The organism is Polaromonas sp., assembly GCF_029945925.1.
GTDB lineage: Bacteria > Pseudomonadota > Gammaproteobacteria > Burkholderiales > Burkholderiaceae_C > Polaromonas.
On sequence record NZ_JAQSDN010000024.1, the window covers coordinates 1 to 15,840 of the forward strand.

Below are 15,840 nucleotides of genomic sequence, written 5' to 3' on the forward strand. Positions count from 1 at the left end.
TTTTCGTTGGAAATACGCGCCTCCTTCAGGCTCATACCTCGTTGGACAAGGCTGCAATTAGACGCCGCACCTCAATCGGGCTATCGTGTTCTCGTCTTTGACGATGGCGTTCAAGGCATGCACCATTTTTACCAACCACGAAGGAGATTTCCATGGCTGCTCTCAAAGGCTCCAGAACGGAAGAAAACCTGAAAGCCGCATTTGCCGGTGAATCACAGGCCAACCGCCGTTATCTTTATTTCGCCAACAAGGCTGACGTTGAAGGCCAGCCTGATGTCGCAGCGCTGTTCCGCTCCACCGCGGAAGGCGAAACCGGCCACGCGCACGGTCACCTCGAATGGCTCGAACAGTGCGGCGACCCGGCCACGGGCATGCCTTTCGGCGGCACGCGCGAGAACCTCGCCTCGGCTGTGGCCGGCGAGACCCACGAGTACACCGACATGTACCCCGGCATGGCCAAAACCGCACGTGACGAAGGTCACGACGAAGTGGCCGACTGGTTCGAGACGCTGGCCAAGGCCGAGCGTTCGCATGCGAATCGCTACACCAAGGCTTTGGCTGAACTCGTGGATTGATTCCACGGCTACTGCGCGGGCGCATGGCGGCGTTGCGGGTCCCGGTCGGGCCATCCTCATGTGCCTTGAGCACATTCCGGTGACCCGACGCCCGCGCCTTGCCCTGCACCCGCTCGCTACGCCGTTAAGGCGTGGTGCCTTGCGAGAGGGTTTCTGAACGAATCCAGTAAAGCTCCCATCAGAGAGGTATGCCATGGCCACAGAGGGCAATCTTCAAGCGCCCACCCGTCACGCGATCGACTGGAAAAACCCGGACTATTACAACGAGGAGGCCACCTTCCACGAGATGGAGCGCATCTTCGACATCTGCCATGGCTGCCGCCGCTGTGTGAGTCTGTGCGGGGCCTTCCCCACGCTGTTCGACCTGGTCGACGAGAGCAAGACCGGCGAGGTCGATGGGGTGGACAGGAAGGACTACATGAAAGTGGTCGACCAGTGCTACATGTGCGACCTCTGCTACATGACCAAGTGCCCCTATGTGCCGCCGCATGAGTTCAACCTCGACTTTCCGCACACCATGCTGCGCGCCAAGGCCATCAAGTTCAAGAAGGGCGACGTGGGCCTGGGTGAAAAATTCCTGTCATCCACCGATGTGCACGGCCAGTTTGCCGGCATTCCCATCGTGGTCCAGGTGGCCAATGCGGTCAATAAAACCAAGCCGGCCCGCGCCGTGATGGAAAAAGTGCTGGGTGTCGACAAACATGCCTGGCTGCCCGAACTGGCGACGAAAAAATTCCGTTCCGGCGCGCCCGAGTCACCGCTGCATCCGGTAAAAGACGGCGCCAAGACGCCCGGCAAGGTGGTGATCTATTCCACTTGCTACATCAACTACAACGAGCCCGGCATCGGCCACGACCTGCTCAAGGTGCTGGACCACAACGAAGTGCCTTATGTGCTGGTCGAAAAGGAAAAATGCTGCGGCATGCCCAAGCTGGAGCTCGGCGACCTCGATTCGGTCAACGCCAGCAAGGAGGCCAACATCCCGGTGCTGGCCCGTTATGCACGTGACGGCTTTGCCATCTTGAGCGCCGTACCGAGCTGCACGCTGATGTTCAAGCAGGAGATCCCGCTGATGTACCCCGGCGATGCGGAGGTGCAGCTGGTCAAGGAACACATGTGGGACCCGTTCGAGTACCTGATGGCACGCAAGCGCGACGGCCTGCTCAAGACCGAGTTTCCCGTGCCGCTGGGCAAGATCAGCTACCAGATTCCCTGCCATGGCCGGGTGCAGAACATCGGCAAGAAAACCGAGGAAATGCTCAAGATGGTGCCGGGCACCAGCGTGCACACGCACGAACGCTGCTCGGGCCACGCCGGCACCTTCGGCGTGAAGGTGCCCTACCACGAGCAGGCGATGAAAATCGGCAAACCGCTGTTCAAGGCCATGGCCAGCCACAAGGACGGCGGCCTGCCCGATGTGATCAGCAGCGACTGCCCGCTGGGCGGCCACCACATTGCGCAGGGCTTTGAAGTCAACCAGCTTGGCGCACCGCCGCAAAAACACCCGCTGACCCTGGTTCGTACCGCGTACGGCTTGAAATAATTCTTTTACTTTGTCATTGCGGGCTTGACCCGCAATCCATGGTGGTGCGCCGACATGGATGCCGGATCAGGTCCGGCATGACACATTTGGGAGTGCACAACATGCAGACCACCGGAAAAATCACCCGCGACAGCCTCATGACCCTGGAGGCCTACAGCAAGTACCGCAAGGACAACAAGGCCGCCATCATGGCGCACCGCCGCTTGCGCAGCGTGCCCCTGGGGGAACACATCAACGTGCAGTTCGAAAGCGAGACCAGCATCCGTTACCAGATCCAGGAGATGCTGCGCCTTGAAAAAATCTTTGAGGCAGATGCCATCGACCAGGAAATCGAAGCCTACGCGCCGCTGGTGCCCGAGGGCCGCAACTGGAAGGCGACCATGCTGATCGAGTACCCGGACGTCAACGAGCGCAAGCGCGAGCTGGCCCGGCTGATCGGCGTGGAAGACCGGCTGTTTGTCGAGGTCGAAGGCCACGCCCGGGTGTACGCGATTGCGGACGAAGACATGGACCGCGAAAACGACGAGAAAACCTCGGCTGTGCATTTTGTGCGTTTTGAGCTCAGTCCGGCCATGTGCGCCGCAGTCAAGGCGGGCGCCGGCGTCAAGCTCGGCTGCGACCACACCCACTACCCGGCGCATGTGACGATTCCTGCCGAATCGCTGGCTTCGCTGGCCAGCGACCTGCGCTGAGCCGGGCTTTTGGAGCGTCGCGGCGCCCGGCCGCGGCTGGCTGTCGTAAAGTCGGGTCTGGCTTTACTTCACCCCCAGGGACCATGCTGTTTTTACTCTCGCCGGCGAAATCGCTGGATTTCGCCACGCCGCCGCAGGTCGCCACGCACACCCCGCCGCTGTTCGTCAGTCAGTCCACCCAGCTGATCAAGGTGCTCAGGGAGAAAACCCCGGCCCAGGTCAGCGAACTGATGTCGCTGTCGGACACGCTGGCCGGCCTCAATGTGGCGCGTTACCAGGCCTGGTCGCCAAAGTCCAGCGTCAAAAATGCCAAGCAGGCGGTGCTGGCCTTCAACGGCGATGTCTACGAGGGGCTGGACGCCAAAAGCCTCCAGGCCGCGGACCTCGACTGGGCGCAGGCGCACCTGTGCATCCTGAGCGGCCTGTACGGCGTGCTGCGCCCGCTGGACCTGATGCAACCCTACCGGCTGGAGATGGGCACGCGGCTGGCCACGGCGCAGGGCAGCAACCTGTACCAGTTCTGGGGCGCGCAGATCGCCGACTACCTCAATGCACGTGCGGCCGCCGACACCTCGCCGGTCATCGTCAACCTGGCCAGTGAGGAGTATTTCAAGGCGGTGGACCGCCAGGCCCTCAAGCCGCGCGTGGTCAGCTGCGTCTTTGAGGAATTCAAGGGCGGCAAGTACAAGATCATCAGCTTTCATGCCAAACGCGCGCGCGGCCTGATGGTGCGTTACGCGATCGACAGGAAGCTGGCCACCGTCAAGAAGCTCGAAGGCTTCGACGCCGAAGGCTACCGTTTTGCACCGGCGGTGTCCGGGCCCGACCGGCTGGTGTTTCGCCGCCAGCAGGCCGGCTGAGTCCTGTATCCACCATGCGCGACTACGAGGTCCAGCCCCAGCATGTGACGCCCGAGGTGCAGGCCTGGGTGCGTGCCCAGGCTGCCCTGGGCCATACGGCGCCCACCATCCTCAAGGCCCTGCGCAAGTCGGGCTGGCTGGCGGACGTGGCACGCGAAGTACTTGCCGCGACCCTGCAGGCGCCGTCCGGCGTGCCGGTGCCGCGGCCTGCCATCGGTGCGGCGCTGCGGCTCGACGCCGGCGACCGGCAGGTCGATGTGCTGATGCAGATGAGCCAGCCGCACATCGTGCTGTTCGGCAACCTGCTTAGTGACGATGAATGTGACGCGCTGATGCAGGCTGCCAGGCCGCGCCTGTCGCGCTCGCTGACCGTGGCAGTCAAGACCGGCGGCGAGGAACTCAATGACGACCGCACCAGCCGCGGCATGTTTTTCACGCGCGGCGAAAACGAGCTGGTCAGCCGCATCGAGGCGCGTATCGCCCGCTTGCTGGACTGGCCGCTGGAAAACGGCGAAGGCCTGCAGGTGCTGCAGTACCTGCCGGGTGCCGAGTACAAGCCGCACCACGATTATTTCGATCCCGCCGAGCCCGGCACGGCGTCCATCCTGGAGCGCGGCGGCCAGCGGGTGGGCACGCTGATTCTTTACCTGGGCGAGCCCGAAGCCGGCGGTGCCACGGTGTTTCCCGACATCGGGCTGGAAGTGGTGCCGCAGCGCGGCCATGCGGTTTTTTTCAGCTACGACCAGCCGCATGCCTCGACGCTGAGCCTGCATGGCGGTGCGCCGGTGCTGGCCGGCGAAAAATGGGTGGCCACCAAATGGCTGCGCGAGCATGAGTTCACCTAAAATCGTTCTTTCAGTCAAATTACCATCAAGCGCCCGTCAATTGGGCGTAGGCAGCTATGAAAATAAGAGCAAACGGCATCGACATCGAAGTCGAGGATTCGGGTCCCGGCAGCGGCGCGCAGCCGCGTCCGGCGGTGCTGCTGATCATGGGCCTGGGCATGCAGCTGGTGGCCTGGCCGCCGGCCCTGGTGCAGGCGCTGGTCAACGCCGGTTACCGCGTGATCCGCCTGGACAACCGCGACATCGGTCTGTCGCAGAAGTTCGACCACCTGGGCCAGCCCAACCTGGTCTGGGAAAGCCTCAAGTACAAGCTGGGCCTTCCCGTGAAGTCACCCTATTCGCTGCACGACATGGCGGCCGATGCGCTGGCGGTGCTGGATGCGCTGGGTGTGCAGAAGGCGCATGTGGTCGGTGTCAGCATGGGCGGCATGATTGCGCAGCGTGTGGCGCTGGCCGCGCCGGCGCGTGTATTGAGCCTGACCAGCATCATGAGCTCCAGCGGCGCGCGCGGCCTGCCCCAGGCCGAGCCGCATGTCCTGCGGGTGCTGCTGAGCCGGCCGGCCGGCAAGGACCTGTCCTCCATCGTGGACCATTACGTCAAGCTGTTCCAGACCATTGGCAGCCCGGGGTTTCCGGTGGACGACGCGGAACTGCGTTCGCGCATCCTGGCCGCCTCCGAACGGAGCTTTCATCCGGCCGGCGTGACGCGCCAGATGATGGCCATCGTCGCCGATGGTCGCCGTGCCGCGGAGCTGGCGGGCCTGCGTTTGCCAGCCCTGGTGGTACACGGCAAGGCCGACCCGCTGGTGCCGTTTGCCTGCGGCGAGGACACGGCGCGGCGCATTCAAGGCGCCCGGCTGGTAGGCATTGAAGGCATGGGCCACGACCTGCCCGACGGCGTGGTCCAGCGTCTGCTGGAGCCGCTGATTCCCCACCTTGACGCCGCACAGGCCACACCATGACTACCCCCGACCAATCCCAACTGGGCAAACCCACACCCTACATCGACCAGTACGACGCCTCGCTGCTGTTTCCCATTCCGCGCGCCGTCAAGCGCGAGGAACTGGGCCTGGGCGAGAACCCGCCTTTTTTCGGGGCCGACATGTGGACCGTGTTCGAGCTGAGCTGGCTGAACCTGCGCGGCAAGCCGCAGGTGGCGCTGGCCCACATCACCGTGCCCTGCGAGTCGCCGAACATCGTCGAGAGCAAGTCGTTCAAGCTTTACCTGGGCAGCTTCAACAACACGCGTTTTGCGGATGCACGCGAGGTGCGCGAGCGCATCCGCGCCGACCTCAATGCCGTGGTGGGTGCCGGTGTGGGTGTGAAGACGCTGGGGCCGGAGCTGTTCGACCAGGAGCCCGTGCATGAACTCGACGGCCTGAACCTGGACCGGCTCGACGTGGAGTGCCGGCACTACACACCGGCGCCCGAGCTGCTGTTTGCCGACCATGAAGAGCCGCCGGTCAGCGAGACCCTGGTGTCCAACCTGCTCAAGAGCAACTGCCTGGTGACCGGCCAGCCCGACTGGGGCAGCGTGCAGATCAGTTATTCCGGCGCGCCGATCGACCAGGAAGGCCTGCTGCAGTACATCGTGAGTTTTCGCAGCCACAACGAGTTCCACGAGCAGTGTGTGGAGCGCATCTTCATGGACATCTGGACACGCTGCCGTCCGCTCAAGCTGTCGGTCTACGCGCGTTACACGCGGCGCGGCGGGCTGGACATCAACCCGTTTCGCACGAGTTATCCGCAAGCGCTGCCGCCGAATATCCGCACGGCGCGGCAGTAGCTCCGACGCTATACAAATGATAGCTGCTCGCGCCCGTAGGAAAAGGGCTAGAGCCCGATTTCCTTGAAACTCTGGAGCGGTGACAGGCTCGCGAACTCACCCGCACGCTTTTCCTTCATGGCCGTCACGGCCTCGCGCACATGCTGGTTGCTCCAGATCGCGCCCTGCAGCCAGCCCATTTGCTTGAGCGCGTCGTCCACCGAATGGTCACGCGTGTAGTGGATGGCCTGCTTGGTGCCCCAGATGGCCACCGGCGGCTTGCTGGCAATTTCTTTCGCGCACAACAGCGCGCCGGCCAGCAGGGCTTCGGTCGAATCGAACACCTCGTTGACCAGGCCGTAACCCAGCGCCCTGGCTGCGCTGAGCCGGCGTCCGGTGTAGGCCAGCTCCTTGACCACGGCCAGCGGCACCAGCTTGGGCAGGCGCTGCAGCGTGCCGACATCGGCGACCATGCCGATGTTGATTTCCTGGATGCAGAAAAATGCATCAGCCGTTGCGTAACGCAGGCAGCAGGCGGTCACCATGTCCACCGCGCCGCCTATGCAGCCGCCCTGGATGGCGGCGATCACCGGGATGCGCAGGGTCTCGAGTTTGGTGAAGGTGGCCTGCATGTCGGCCAGCATGTCGAAAATGGCGGCGCGGCCTTCGGGGCTCTGGTCGTCCATCGCAATGGCGCCGCTGAAGGTCTCCAGCGCCATGCCGGCACTGAAGTGTTTGCCGCTGCTGGAGATCACCAGCACACGCGCATCGCCGGCCTTGTGGATGTGGGTGAGCACCTCATCAAGCTCGCGCCAGAAGGTCGGGTGCATGGTGTTCATCGCCTCGGGGCGACTGAGCACCAGGTGGGCGATGTGGTCGGTGGTGGAAAGGGTGAAGCAGGTCAGTGGGTTCATGCCTGCCAATGTAATTCAGTGCACCCGTTCCAGCCAGTCACACCTGAGACGGCCGCGGGTGTGGGCGCGCGCCCGCCAGCGCACATACAGCTGCGGCGCAAGCATGCCGATCAGGCACAAGGGGTAGGCCAGCGGGATGTCCAGCGCAAAGGCCGGCAACCAGCCGACCCAGCCCATGACCCACAGCGTCAGCACGGCGTCCCAGAGCTGGTGCTCCAGCGGATGGCTGCCTTGATGGTCCAGGTGCCACTGCTTGATGCGCTGCAGCCCTGCCAGGGTGAGGTGCCAGCTTGCCGTGGAAGAAGTTGAAGGGTGCGCCATAAAGCCTCCTGCAGAGGCTTCAATGTAAGTTTCAAGCAAGTTGGTGTCAACGCCTCCGGTCTGCGGCGGCCCGGCGGGCTGGCCGGGCCGTCCCGGGCTAGGGCCTGTTCACCCTATGTATACAAGTGCGAACGTGGTTAAAACAGCGCCAATCTAGGCGCGCGACGACGCTCAGCCTGGGCGGCTGGGCTAGGAGTGCAACGACGAGTGGCGTTGTTTTAACCACGTTCCCTCCGGGTTGCGGCCAAAAAGGCCATGCGCAGCGTTGCAAAGCCTTGCCGGGCGCCAGCCCGGCTGCATTTTGCGCCTCGCGCATGGCCTTTTTGACTCGCAACGCATCTTGCATACATAGGGTGAACAGGCCCTAGTTGGCCGCTGTAATCGCCTTGGCCAGGTCTGTGGTTTCTTCACAGCTGCCGCAGATGGCCTGCAGCTTGGCAAGCTGGGCTTCGGCTTGGGCTTTCTGGCCGGTTTTCAGGTAGGCGATGCCCGAGTATTCGAGTGCGCCGCGGTGTTTCGGATCCAGCGTCAGCGCCTTGTTGTAAGCGGCAAAGGCCTCGTCGTATTTGCCCAGCCAGCGGTTCGAATAACCGAGGTAGTTCCAGGCGTCGGCATTTTTCGGGTTCTGTGCGACGACCTTGCTGAAGCTGCTGGCAGCCTCGGCCCATTTTTTGGCTTCCATGGCTTTTTTGCCGGCAGCAAAATCGTCAAGGCGTGCGTTTTCCACAGGGGTGGCCTGGAAGTCGGCGGCCAGTGCAGCGCCAGCCAGCGCAAGGCCCAGGATGGGCAGGGCGATGTATTGGCGAAGGGTCAATGTAGTCATGTCAGGCTCCTTGAGGGTCAGTGATGGGGGTGCGCTGAAGATCAGCACCTGAGATAAACGACGGAAACCGGGAAACGGATGCAAACCGGACTGAAATGGATGAAAGGCTGCGTCACCACAACTTGGCGCAGTTGCCGCTGAACACCACGGGTCCGCTCGGGGCGGCCGGCGCTGCATCTGTTTCCAGCGTCACCACCAGCTTGCTGACCTTGGACAGCAGTTTCTCGGAGGTGTCGGGAAGCATGGACACCGCCGAGCCGCTGGTGGGCAGGGGCCCCAATGCAAAGGCCGGGCCGCTGGCGGGCACAGCCCACAGCACCAGCGTGCCGCCGGCCGGTGGGGTGATCGGGCCTATGACTTTGACCGTCATGGTTTTGCCGTGGCGCAGCGAGCTGACCAGCAGTTTGCCGTTGCCCTGGGCATCGGTCAGCAGGCCTACATAACTTGGCGGCAGTTTTTCACCGGTGCGCATGGCGATCTGGTCGCTGGACATGAAGAGGCCCGGTGCCGTCACAAACAGAACGCTGGCCACCATCACACCGGCGGCGAGGCCACCAAAACCAATGCCCGCGGGCTTGAGCCAGCCCAGCCAGCCGCGCGGAGGGGCGTCTGGCGCGACCGCGCTTGCGGCAGGCTGTGTGCGTGCCGCAATGGTTTTCCACAACTGCGGTGAGGGCTGCTGCACAGGCACCGACACGGCGAGCTGGCTCAGGCGTGCCTCCCACTGCGTGACCCGCACGCGCACATCGGCGCGGTCGCGCTGCAGCCGCTCAAAACGGCGGCGCGCGCCGCCGCCCAGGGTGCCCAACACATAGGACGAAGCCAGGTGTTCGAGCAGGTCGGGGCTGGAATATCTCATGCCACCACCCCCTGCGCCGCCAGGCAGCCTTTGAGCTTTTCGAGCCTGCGCCGTATCCAGGCTTTCACCGAACCCAGCGGCGCGCCCATTTGCGCGGCCACTTCGGTATGGCTCAAGCCCTGGTAATACGCCAGGGCCAGGCTTTGCCGGTAGCTGCCGTCGAGCGCATTCATGCAGCCTTCGATGTGCAGGGCCTGGCTGGCCTGTTCGAGCAAGTGCATGGCGCTGGGCGCCGGGTTGCCATTGGGCTGGAGGTCGTCTTCATCGTCGTCGCCTGACTCGGGCAGCTCGCTTTCGCGGCGGCGCGTGCGGGCGCGCAGGGCGTCCAGTGCCTTGTTGCGGACGATGGCGATCAGCCATGTCATGGCTTGAATGGTTTGCCCGCCTACCTCGCTGCGGTAGCCGCCGGCACTTTTCCAGATGCTCACATACGCCTCTTGCAGCACATCTTCTGCCGCCTGTCCTTGCCCCAATATACGAACGGCAACGCCAAACAGATGCATGTGCGTTCGTTCATAGACTTCGGCGAAGCAGGCGTGGTCGCCCTGTGCTGCACCAGCGATCAGGGCCTCCAGGCTGCGGGAATCTGCACGGGTGTCCAGCATCATGCGGCCGAGTATATGAAGTTCGGCTGGCGCGGCAAAGGGCGTCGAGCCGTTGGCCCATGCGCTGCATATTGCCAATCACCAGGACGAGATCGTGCTGGCCTGAGGGCCCAGGCCCTTGGCCTAGAAAAGCTGGTCTGTGCCTGCTATTGATTCAGTAGCTGCTCGCGCCCGCCCCGATTGGGCTGAGCCCCGATTTTCTTCGTAAACCGGCTCCTCCCCCGCTTTCACCAGCGTGGCGGCGCGCACGCCCAGCAGGCGCAGCCGTCTGTCCAGCGGCACCCGCTTCAGGCACAGCCCCGCCGTTTTGCGGATGGTGGGTCCGTCGGCGGTGTAGAAGTCGGCCGTCTGGTCGCGCGTCGCAATCCTGAAATCGTCGTAACGCAGCTTGATGCCTATGGTTTTGGCCACGTAGCCCTTGCGCTGCAGGTCGTCGGCCAGCTTCTCGCAGAGGCTGGTGAAGATGGCGCCCAGCTCCGCCCGGTCGCGCACCGCATGCAGATCGCGTTCGAAGGTGGTTTCGCGGCTGATGGACACCGGCTCGCTTTCGGTGACCACCGGCCGCTCGTCGCGGCCCCAGGCGGCTTCATGCATCCAGGCGCCGGTGGCCTTGCCGAAATGCCGGATCAGGACGGCCGGTTCCTGTGCGGCCAGCTCGCCGATGGTATGGATGGCCAGTGCCGCCAGTTTTTCACCGGCCTTGGGGCCGATGCCGTTGATCTTGCGCACATGGAGCGGCCAGATTTTTTCCTGCAGGTCCGCTTCGTAAACAATCGAGATGCCCTTGGGCTTGTTGAACTCGCTGGCCATCTTGGCGAGCAGCTTGTTGGGCGCCACGCCGACCGAGCAGGTCAGGCCGGTTTTTTCGAAAATCTCTTTCTGGATCAGGCGCGCCAGCACACGCCCGCCCTCGCGCTGGCCGCCGGGCACGTCGGTGAAGTCGATGTAGACCTCATCAACGCCGCGGTCCTCCATCAGCGGCGCAATGTCGGTGATGGTGCTCTTGAACAGCCGCGAGTATTTGCGCACCTCGTCAAAATCCACCGGCAGCACGATGGCCTGCGGGCACAGCTTGGCGGCCTTCATCATGCCCATGGCCGAGCCCACGCCGAACTGGCGCGCGGCATAGGTCGCGGTGGTGATGACGCCGCGGCCCACATAGTCCTTGAGCAGCGGGAATTGTGCCACCGGGATGAAGCGCAATGCGCGTTCGCCCTGCGCCGCCATCAGCGCTTCGTCCACCTTGCGGCGGCCGCCGCCAATGACCACCGGCAGGCCCTTGAGCTGCGGATAACGCAGCAGTTCGATGGACGCAAAAAAGGCATCCATGTCGAGGTGCGCAATGCGGCGGATTCTGGACGGGCTGGAAGGGTTGGACGGGAGAGGGGCGCTCACCCGGCAAGCATAGCGCTGATCAGCCGGTCGCGAGGGGCTGGGCTGCAAAGGCCAGGGCCGCACGCAACAGTTGCAGCGCCTGCGGGCTGGAGAGCAGGGAGTCGGGGCGAAACAGCAGGCAGACCACGCGCCGGCCGGCGTGGGCCAGGGCCACGGGCTGCGCCTGCTCGTCCAGCGCCCAGGCCTGCCAGCCTGCCGGCAGGTCGCCGGCCTGCAACGCGCCGCTGGCATAACGCGCCGCAGCAAAAGGGCTGTCGCTGCGCCAGGGCGCTGCGGCGGTGGTGGTGCACAGCAGCGTGCGGCCATGCTCGGGCCGGTCAGGCAACACGGTCCAGCCGGAGGCACCGAGCAGGCGCAGGGCCGCGTCACCGACAGCGACCAGGTGCCGCTCAGGACAAGCCGCCAGGTCAACCGCCCCGACAAGCAGGCAACACGGCGCTTGTTGCGGCGCGAGATCCAGACCCAGGCCCAGCAGGCACTCGCGCATGGCGTTGCCAAAGGGATCACCAGCATCCATCAGGTGAACAGTCGCGGGCAGGGCGATGCCCTGCGGCACCTCGGCGCGCGCGGCTTCAGATTCCAGCCCGAAGGCGCGCCACAGCGAAAGTGTCTTGAGCCGTGATTCCTGCTCCTCGCGTTCCGGCGACGAGTCGGCCATCAGGTCGCCGCCGGTGCGCACTTCGGCCACGCCACCCCGGACCGCAGCGGCGCGCAGGATGGTGCCGGCGAGGGCATCGCCGTTGGACGCCACCTGCACCACCAGGCCGCCGTACCAGCCGCGCGGGCTGGCCTCGAGTTCGCCGATGGCCCGCAGCGCTTCGGCCCGGGGGGTGCCAGTGACCATCACCGGCGCCGCCGTGGCCACAATGGCGTCCCAGGCATCGGCGCCATCACGCAGCCGTCCTTCGAGCCGGTCCACCGCATGCACCACGGTTGCCAGTGACATCGGGCGGCGCCGGTCCAGCAGGCGCAGCGAGCCGGGCTCGCACAGCGGCGCCAGGTCATTGCGCAGCGCGTCGGTGCAGACGGCCAGCGACGCGGCGTCCACCTCTTCATTGAGCAGCTCGCGCAGCGACTGCGCTTCGCCGATGGCGCCGGGCCGGCGTGCCACCGTGCCGCAGACGGGCAGGGTCTGGATGTTGCGGCCGGTGACAACCAGTTGCAGGTCGGGCGAGGCGCCGAACAGGCACAACCCCGAACCGTCGTTGACAAAAAAGCTGGCAGGTGCGGGATTGGCCTCGCGCAGGCGCCCGAACGCCGTCACCGCCGGCAGCTGCACCTGGCGCCGGTAGCTCTGGCTCAGGGTCAACGACACCAGCGGGCGTTCGCGCAGGCAGTCCAGCGCGCGGCGCACCATGTCGGCATATGCGCCCACCGGAAAGTCGTCACGGGGTTCGGTGGCGACAGGTCCGGGGGTGTCTTGAGGGGCGATGGGCGCAGTTGGCGAAGCGGTTGGCGGTGAGGCTGGCAACATGGGCCCGGGAAGGCTCAGGACGACGTGTTGCCAGGCGCCTGCGCCATCCCGCCTGAGCAGGTGCTGGCCGAAAAATAGCAGACCCAGCGCGCCGGCATCGTTGCCGGGGTCGGCCAGGCGGTGGGCCGCAAACGGCAGGGCGCCCAGGAGCAGAACGTCGGGAGAGGGTGCAAAACAGGCCAGGAAAGCGCGCAGGGCCGTGATGCCGGACACCCGCGGACCCCGCACGGCCTGGGCGCGCCAGCGTGCCAGCCCGGGCAGCGCCAGCAGGGCCTGGCCAAAACCGGTGAGGGCCTCGACTTCCAGACCGTCGCCAGACAGACGCAGGGTCAGCGCGGGTTGGACCAGCAGCGTGGCCTGCAGCGGATGAAGGCCGGCAATGCCGGCGTCGACGCCGAAATAAATGCCGGCCTGGCTGTCCAGCCGCGCCAGCGCCGCGTCCACCTGCGCCAGGGTGGCCGCGCTGCGCTGGACGCGCAGGCCGATCATGCTCCCATCACTCGACGGTGATCCCGGTGCGCTTGATGATGGGGGTCATCACGCGCAATTCCTGTTGCATGAATTTCTGCAGGTCCTGCTCGGAGCCGCCTATGGGTTCCATGTACTGGGCGTGGAGTTTTTCCTTGACCTCCGGCATGGCGAGCACGGCGTTGATTTCCTGGTTCATGCGCCGGACGATGTCGGTCGGCGTGCTGGCCGGTGCCATCACGGCCATCCAGGCAAGGTTTTCGATCTCGGGCAGGCCGGCTTCCTTCATGGTCGGGATGTCGGGCATGAGCTGGCTGCGTTTGGCGGTGGACACGGCCAGTGCGCGCATCTTGCCGGCCTTGACCTGGGGGATCACCGCCACCGCGGGCACGCAGGCAAACTGCACGTCGCCCTGCAGGATGGCCAGGATGGCCAGCGGTGAGGAGGCGTACGGAATGTGGACCGCGAAGGTATCGGTCTTGACCTTGAGCAGCTCCACACCGAGCTGCGACAGGCTGCCCACACCGGTCGATGAAAAGTTGAACTTGCCGGGGTTTTTCTTCATCGCATCGACCAGCTCCTTGAGCGTGGTGATGCCCGAGTCGGCACGTACCGCGCACACATTGGCCTGGCCGCCGGCCAGCACCACCGGCCGCAGCTCGGTGAACGGGTCATAAGGCAGCTTCTTGTAGAGCACGGTGTTGTACACCAGCGGGCCGTTGGTGCTGATGACGAAGGTGTAGCCGTCGCCGGCCGACTTGGCGACGGCACCGGTGCCGTTGTTGCCGCCGGCGCCGGCGCGGTTTTCGATGATCACCGGCTGGCCCAGGCGCGGCGAAAGTTTTTCGGCCATGATGCGCGCGATCACATCCGGCGACGAGCCTGCGCCGTAGGGCACCACGATGCGTACCGGCTTGTTCGGCCAGGCCTGGGCCATGGCGCCTGCCGTGGCAAGCGCCACCGTGGCCGCCACGGCGCAGCGTGCCAGCAGGCGGGTCAGCGGGAAATGTCGGGGTGTGCAGGTGTTCATGGGGTGATCAGTTCCGTGTCGTGAAAAAAAGTGCCCTCGCCGGCGATGTAGCCGGCGACGAGGGTGCGGTAGGTGGACTCGACGATGTCGGACAGTCCGGGGAAAGCGGCTTCATGGCGCGCGGCGAGGGCCCGCACGCGCGCGAAGACTTCGGCCTGGCGCGCCGGCGCGGCCACCTGGAAGGCGTCGCGCTTGAAGCGGGTGGCGTCACGCACACACAGCGCGCGCTGTGCGAGCAGTTCGACGATCTGCCCGTCCAGCGTGTCGATGCGCTCGCGCAGCGCGGCCAGTGTCGGGGCGACCTCGACATAGTCCGGGTCCTTGAAGCGGCGCACCGGGGGCGTGTGGATGGCGGGTTCCTGGGGAGAGGTCATGGCGAGAGGATGCCGGGATGGCGGCAGAAAATTAATAAGTAAGCTTATTGATTCTGCCTCAGCTTGTCATCGGGGCATTCCCCAACAGGATCAAGCCGACGCGCCCTGTGTGGTTTGCAACGCTGCTGGCTTCAGGTCGGGTAAGTGCCGGGTAGCAAAATCCCCTTGTCCACCGTTTCGATGTTGGTGTGGCCGCAAAACGCCATGGTCAGATCCAGTTCGCGGTGGATGATCTGCAGCGCCTTGGTCACGCCTTCTTCACCCATGGCGCCCAGGCCGTACAGGAAGGAGCGGCCGATGTAGGTACCCTTGGCCCCCAGCGCCCGTGCCTTGAGCACATCCTGGCCGCTGCGGATGCCGCCGTCCATGTGCACCTCGATCTGGCTGCCCACGGCGTCCACAATCTGCGGCAGCGCGCGAATCGACGACTCGGCGCCGTCGAGCTGGCGCCCGCCATGGTTGGACACGATCAGCGCATCGGCGCCGGAGTTGACCGCGAGTTTGGCGTCTTCCACGTCCTGGATGCCCTTGAGGATCAGCTTGCCGCCCCAGCGTTTCTTGATCCACTCCACGTCACCCCAGTTCAGGCCCGGGTCGAACTGCTTGGCGGTCCACTCCGACAGTGAGCCCATGTTTTCGACACCCTTGACGTGGCCGACGATGTTGCCGAAGCCGTGGCGTTTGGTGCCCAGCATGCCCAGGCCCCAGCGCGGCTTGGTCATCAGGTTCAGGATGGTGGCCAGTGTCGGTTTGGGCGGCGCACTCAAACCGTTCTTGAGGTCCTTGTGGCGCTGGCCGAGGATCTGCAGGTCCAGCGTGAGCACCAGCGCCGAGCAGTTGGCGGCCTTGGCGCGGTCGATCAGGCGTTCGATGAAGTCGCGGTCCTTCATCACATAGAGCTGGAACCAGAAGGGGTGGCGATCGGTCCCGGCCGCCACGTCCTCGATGGAGCAGATGCTCATGGTCGAGAGCGTGAACGGAATGCCGAATTTTTTCGCCGCACGTGCACCCAGGATCTCGCCATCGGCATGCTGCATGCCGGTCAGGCCGGTAGGCGCAATCGCCACCGGCATGGCCACGTTCTGGCCGATCATCTGCGTGGCCGTGCTGCGGTTTTCCATGTTGACGGCCACGCGCTGGCGCAGCTTGATGGACTGGAAGTCGCTTTCATTGGCGCGGTAGGTGCTCTCGGTCCATGAGCCGGAGTCGGCGTAGTCGTAGAACATGCGCGGCACGCGCTTTTTGGCCAGAACGCGCAGGTCTTCGATGGTGGTGATCACGGGCATGGAGTCTCCTT

Annotated in this window: 17 protein-coding genes; 7 read left to right on the forward strand and 10 right to left on the reverse strand. The window is 64.8% G+C overall.

All coding sequences use genetic code 11. The features are described from left to right. Positions 1–152 precede the first annotated feature (152 nt). The 7 genes from PSV40_RS06055 to queF all read left to right on the forward strand — a co-directional run bounded on the left by PSV40_RS06055 (position 153) and on the right by queF (position 6,301). Complete coding sequence (locus tag PSV40_RS06055) at positions 153–575, forward strand: rubrerythrin family protein (RefSeq protein WP_096671699.1); 423 nt, start codon at positions 153–155, stop codon at positions 573–575. 193 nt (positions 576–768) lie between these two features. Next, positions 769–2,118, forward strand: a complete 1,350-nt coding sequence (locus PSV40_RS06060; protein WP_300535500.1) for a heterodisulfide reductase-related iron-sulfur binding cluster — start codon at positions 769–771, stop codon at positions 2,116–2,118. A gap of 101 nt (positions 2,119–2,219) precedes the next feature. Further along, positions 2,220–2,810, forward strand: coding sequence for a DUF3501 family protein (locus PSV40_RS06065; RefSeq protein WP_300535587.1), 591 nt, complete (start codon positions 2,220–2,222; stop codon positions 2,808–2,810). A gap of 83 nt (positions 2,811–2,893) precedes the next feature. After that, positions 2,894–3,670 carry a peroxide stress protein YaaA gene (gene yaaA, locus PSV40_RS06070; protein ID WP_300535503.1) on the forward strand — a complete coding sequence of 259 codons (777 nt, stop codon included), beginning with the start codon at positions 2,894–2,896 and terminating at the stop codon, positions 3,668–3,670. A 14-nt stretch (positions 3,671–3,684) separates the two neighbouring features. Beyond that, the gene (locus PSV40_RS06075) at positions 3,685–4,515 is read left to right on the forward strand and encodes a 2OG-Fe(II) oxygenase (RefSeq protein WP_300535505.1); all 831 of its coding nucleotides are present in this window, start codon (positions 3,685–3,687) and stop codon (positions 4,513–4,515) included. 56 nt (positions 4,516–4,571) lie between these two features. Continuing rightward, on the forward strand, positions 4,572–5,477 hold the full coding sequence (locus tag PSV40_RS06080; RefSeq protein ID WP_300535508.1) for an alpha/beta hydrolase: 906 nt from the start codon (positions 4,572–4,574) through the stop codon (positions 5,475–5,477). After that, complete coding sequence (queF, locus tag PSV40_RS06085) at positions 5,474–6,301, forward strand: NADPH-dependent 7-cyano-7-deazaguanine reductase QueF (protein ID WP_300535511.1); 828 nt, start codon at positions 5,474–5,476, stop codon at positions 6,299–6,301. The genes PSV40_RS06080 and queF overlap by 4 nt, the downstream gene beginning before the upstream one ends. A gap of 47 nt (positions 6,302–6,348) precedes the next feature. Here the strand turns inward: queF and PSV40_RS06090 are convergent, their stop codons facing one another. From PSV40_RS06090 to PSV40_RS06135, 10 genes are all read right to left on the reverse strand, one after another. Next, positions 6,349–7,194 carry an enoyl-CoA hydratase-related protein gene (locus PSV40_RS06090; protein WP_300535513.1) on the reverse strand — a complete coding sequence of 282 codons (846 nt, stop codon included), beginning with the start codon at positions 7,192–7,194 and terminating at the stop codon, positions 6,349–6,351. A 15-nt stretch (positions 7,195–7,209) separates the two neighbouring features. Beyond that, positions 7,210–7,515 (reverse strand): hypothetical protein, encoded by a 306-nt coding sequence (locus PSV40_RS06095; protein WP_300535515.1) that lies wholly within the window; start codon positions 7,513–7,515, stop codon positions 7,210–7,212. 364 nt (positions 7,516–7,879) lie between these two features. Further along, positions 7,880–8,338: a tetratricopeptide repeat protein gene (locus PSV40_RS06100; RefSeq protein ID WP_300535517.1), complete on the reverse strand. Its 459-nt coding sequence runs from the start codon at positions 8,336–8,338 to the stop codon at positions 7,880–7,882. Between the two features lie 112 nt (positions 8,339–8,450). After that, positions 8,451–9,197, reverse strand: a complete 747-nt coding sequence (locus PSV40_RS06105; protein WP_300535519.1) for an anti-sigma factor — start codon at positions 9,195–9,197, stop codon at positions 8,451–8,453. Further along, positions 9,194–9,805 (reverse strand): sigma-70 family RNA polymerase sigma factor, encoded by a 612-nt coding sequence (locus PSV40_RS06110; RefSeq protein ID WP_300535521.1) that lies wholly within the window; start codon positions 9,803–9,805, stop codon positions 9,194–9,196. The genes PSV40_RS06105 and PSV40_RS06110 overlap by 4 nt, the downstream gene beginning before the upstream one ends. A 120-nt stretch (positions 9,806–9,925) precedes the next feature. After that, a complete protein-coding gene (locus PSV40_RS06115) occupies positions 9,926–11,131 on the reverse strand; it encodes a DNA polymerase IV (protein ID WP_300535592.1) in 1,206 nt (401 codons plus the stop codon). Positions 11,132–11,216: 85 nt separating this feature from the next. Further along, positions 11,217–13,160: a chorismate-binding protein gene (locus PSV40_RS06120; RefSeq protein ID WP_300535523.1), complete on the reverse strand. Its 1,944-nt coding sequence runs from the start codon at positions 13,158–13,160 to the stop codon at positions 11,217–11,219. A 7-nt stretch (positions 13,161–13,167) separates the two neighbouring features. Further along, positions 13,168–14,169, reverse strand: coding sequence for a tripartite tricarboxylate transporter substrate binding protein (locus tag PSV40_RS06125; protein WP_300535526.1), 1,002 nt, complete (start codon positions 14,167–14,169; stop codon positions 13,168–13,170). Beyond that, positions 14,166–14,543, reverse strand: a complete 378-nt coding sequence (locus PSV40_RS06130) for a chorismate mutase (RefSeq protein ID WP_300535529.1) — start codon at positions 14,541–14,543, stop codon at positions 14,166–14,168. The genes PSV40_RS06125 and PSV40_RS06130 overlap by 4 nt, the downstream gene beginning before the upstream one ends. Before the next feature lie 131 nt (positions 14,544–14,674). Beyond that, the gene (locus tag PSV40_RS06135) at positions 14,675–15,829 is read right to left on the reverse strand and encodes an alpha-hydroxy acid oxidase (RefSeq protein WP_300535532.1); all 1,155 of its coding nucleotides are present in this window, start codon (positions 15,827–15,829) and stop codon (positions 14,675–14,677) included. Positions 15,830–15,840: the final 11 nt, after the last annotated feature.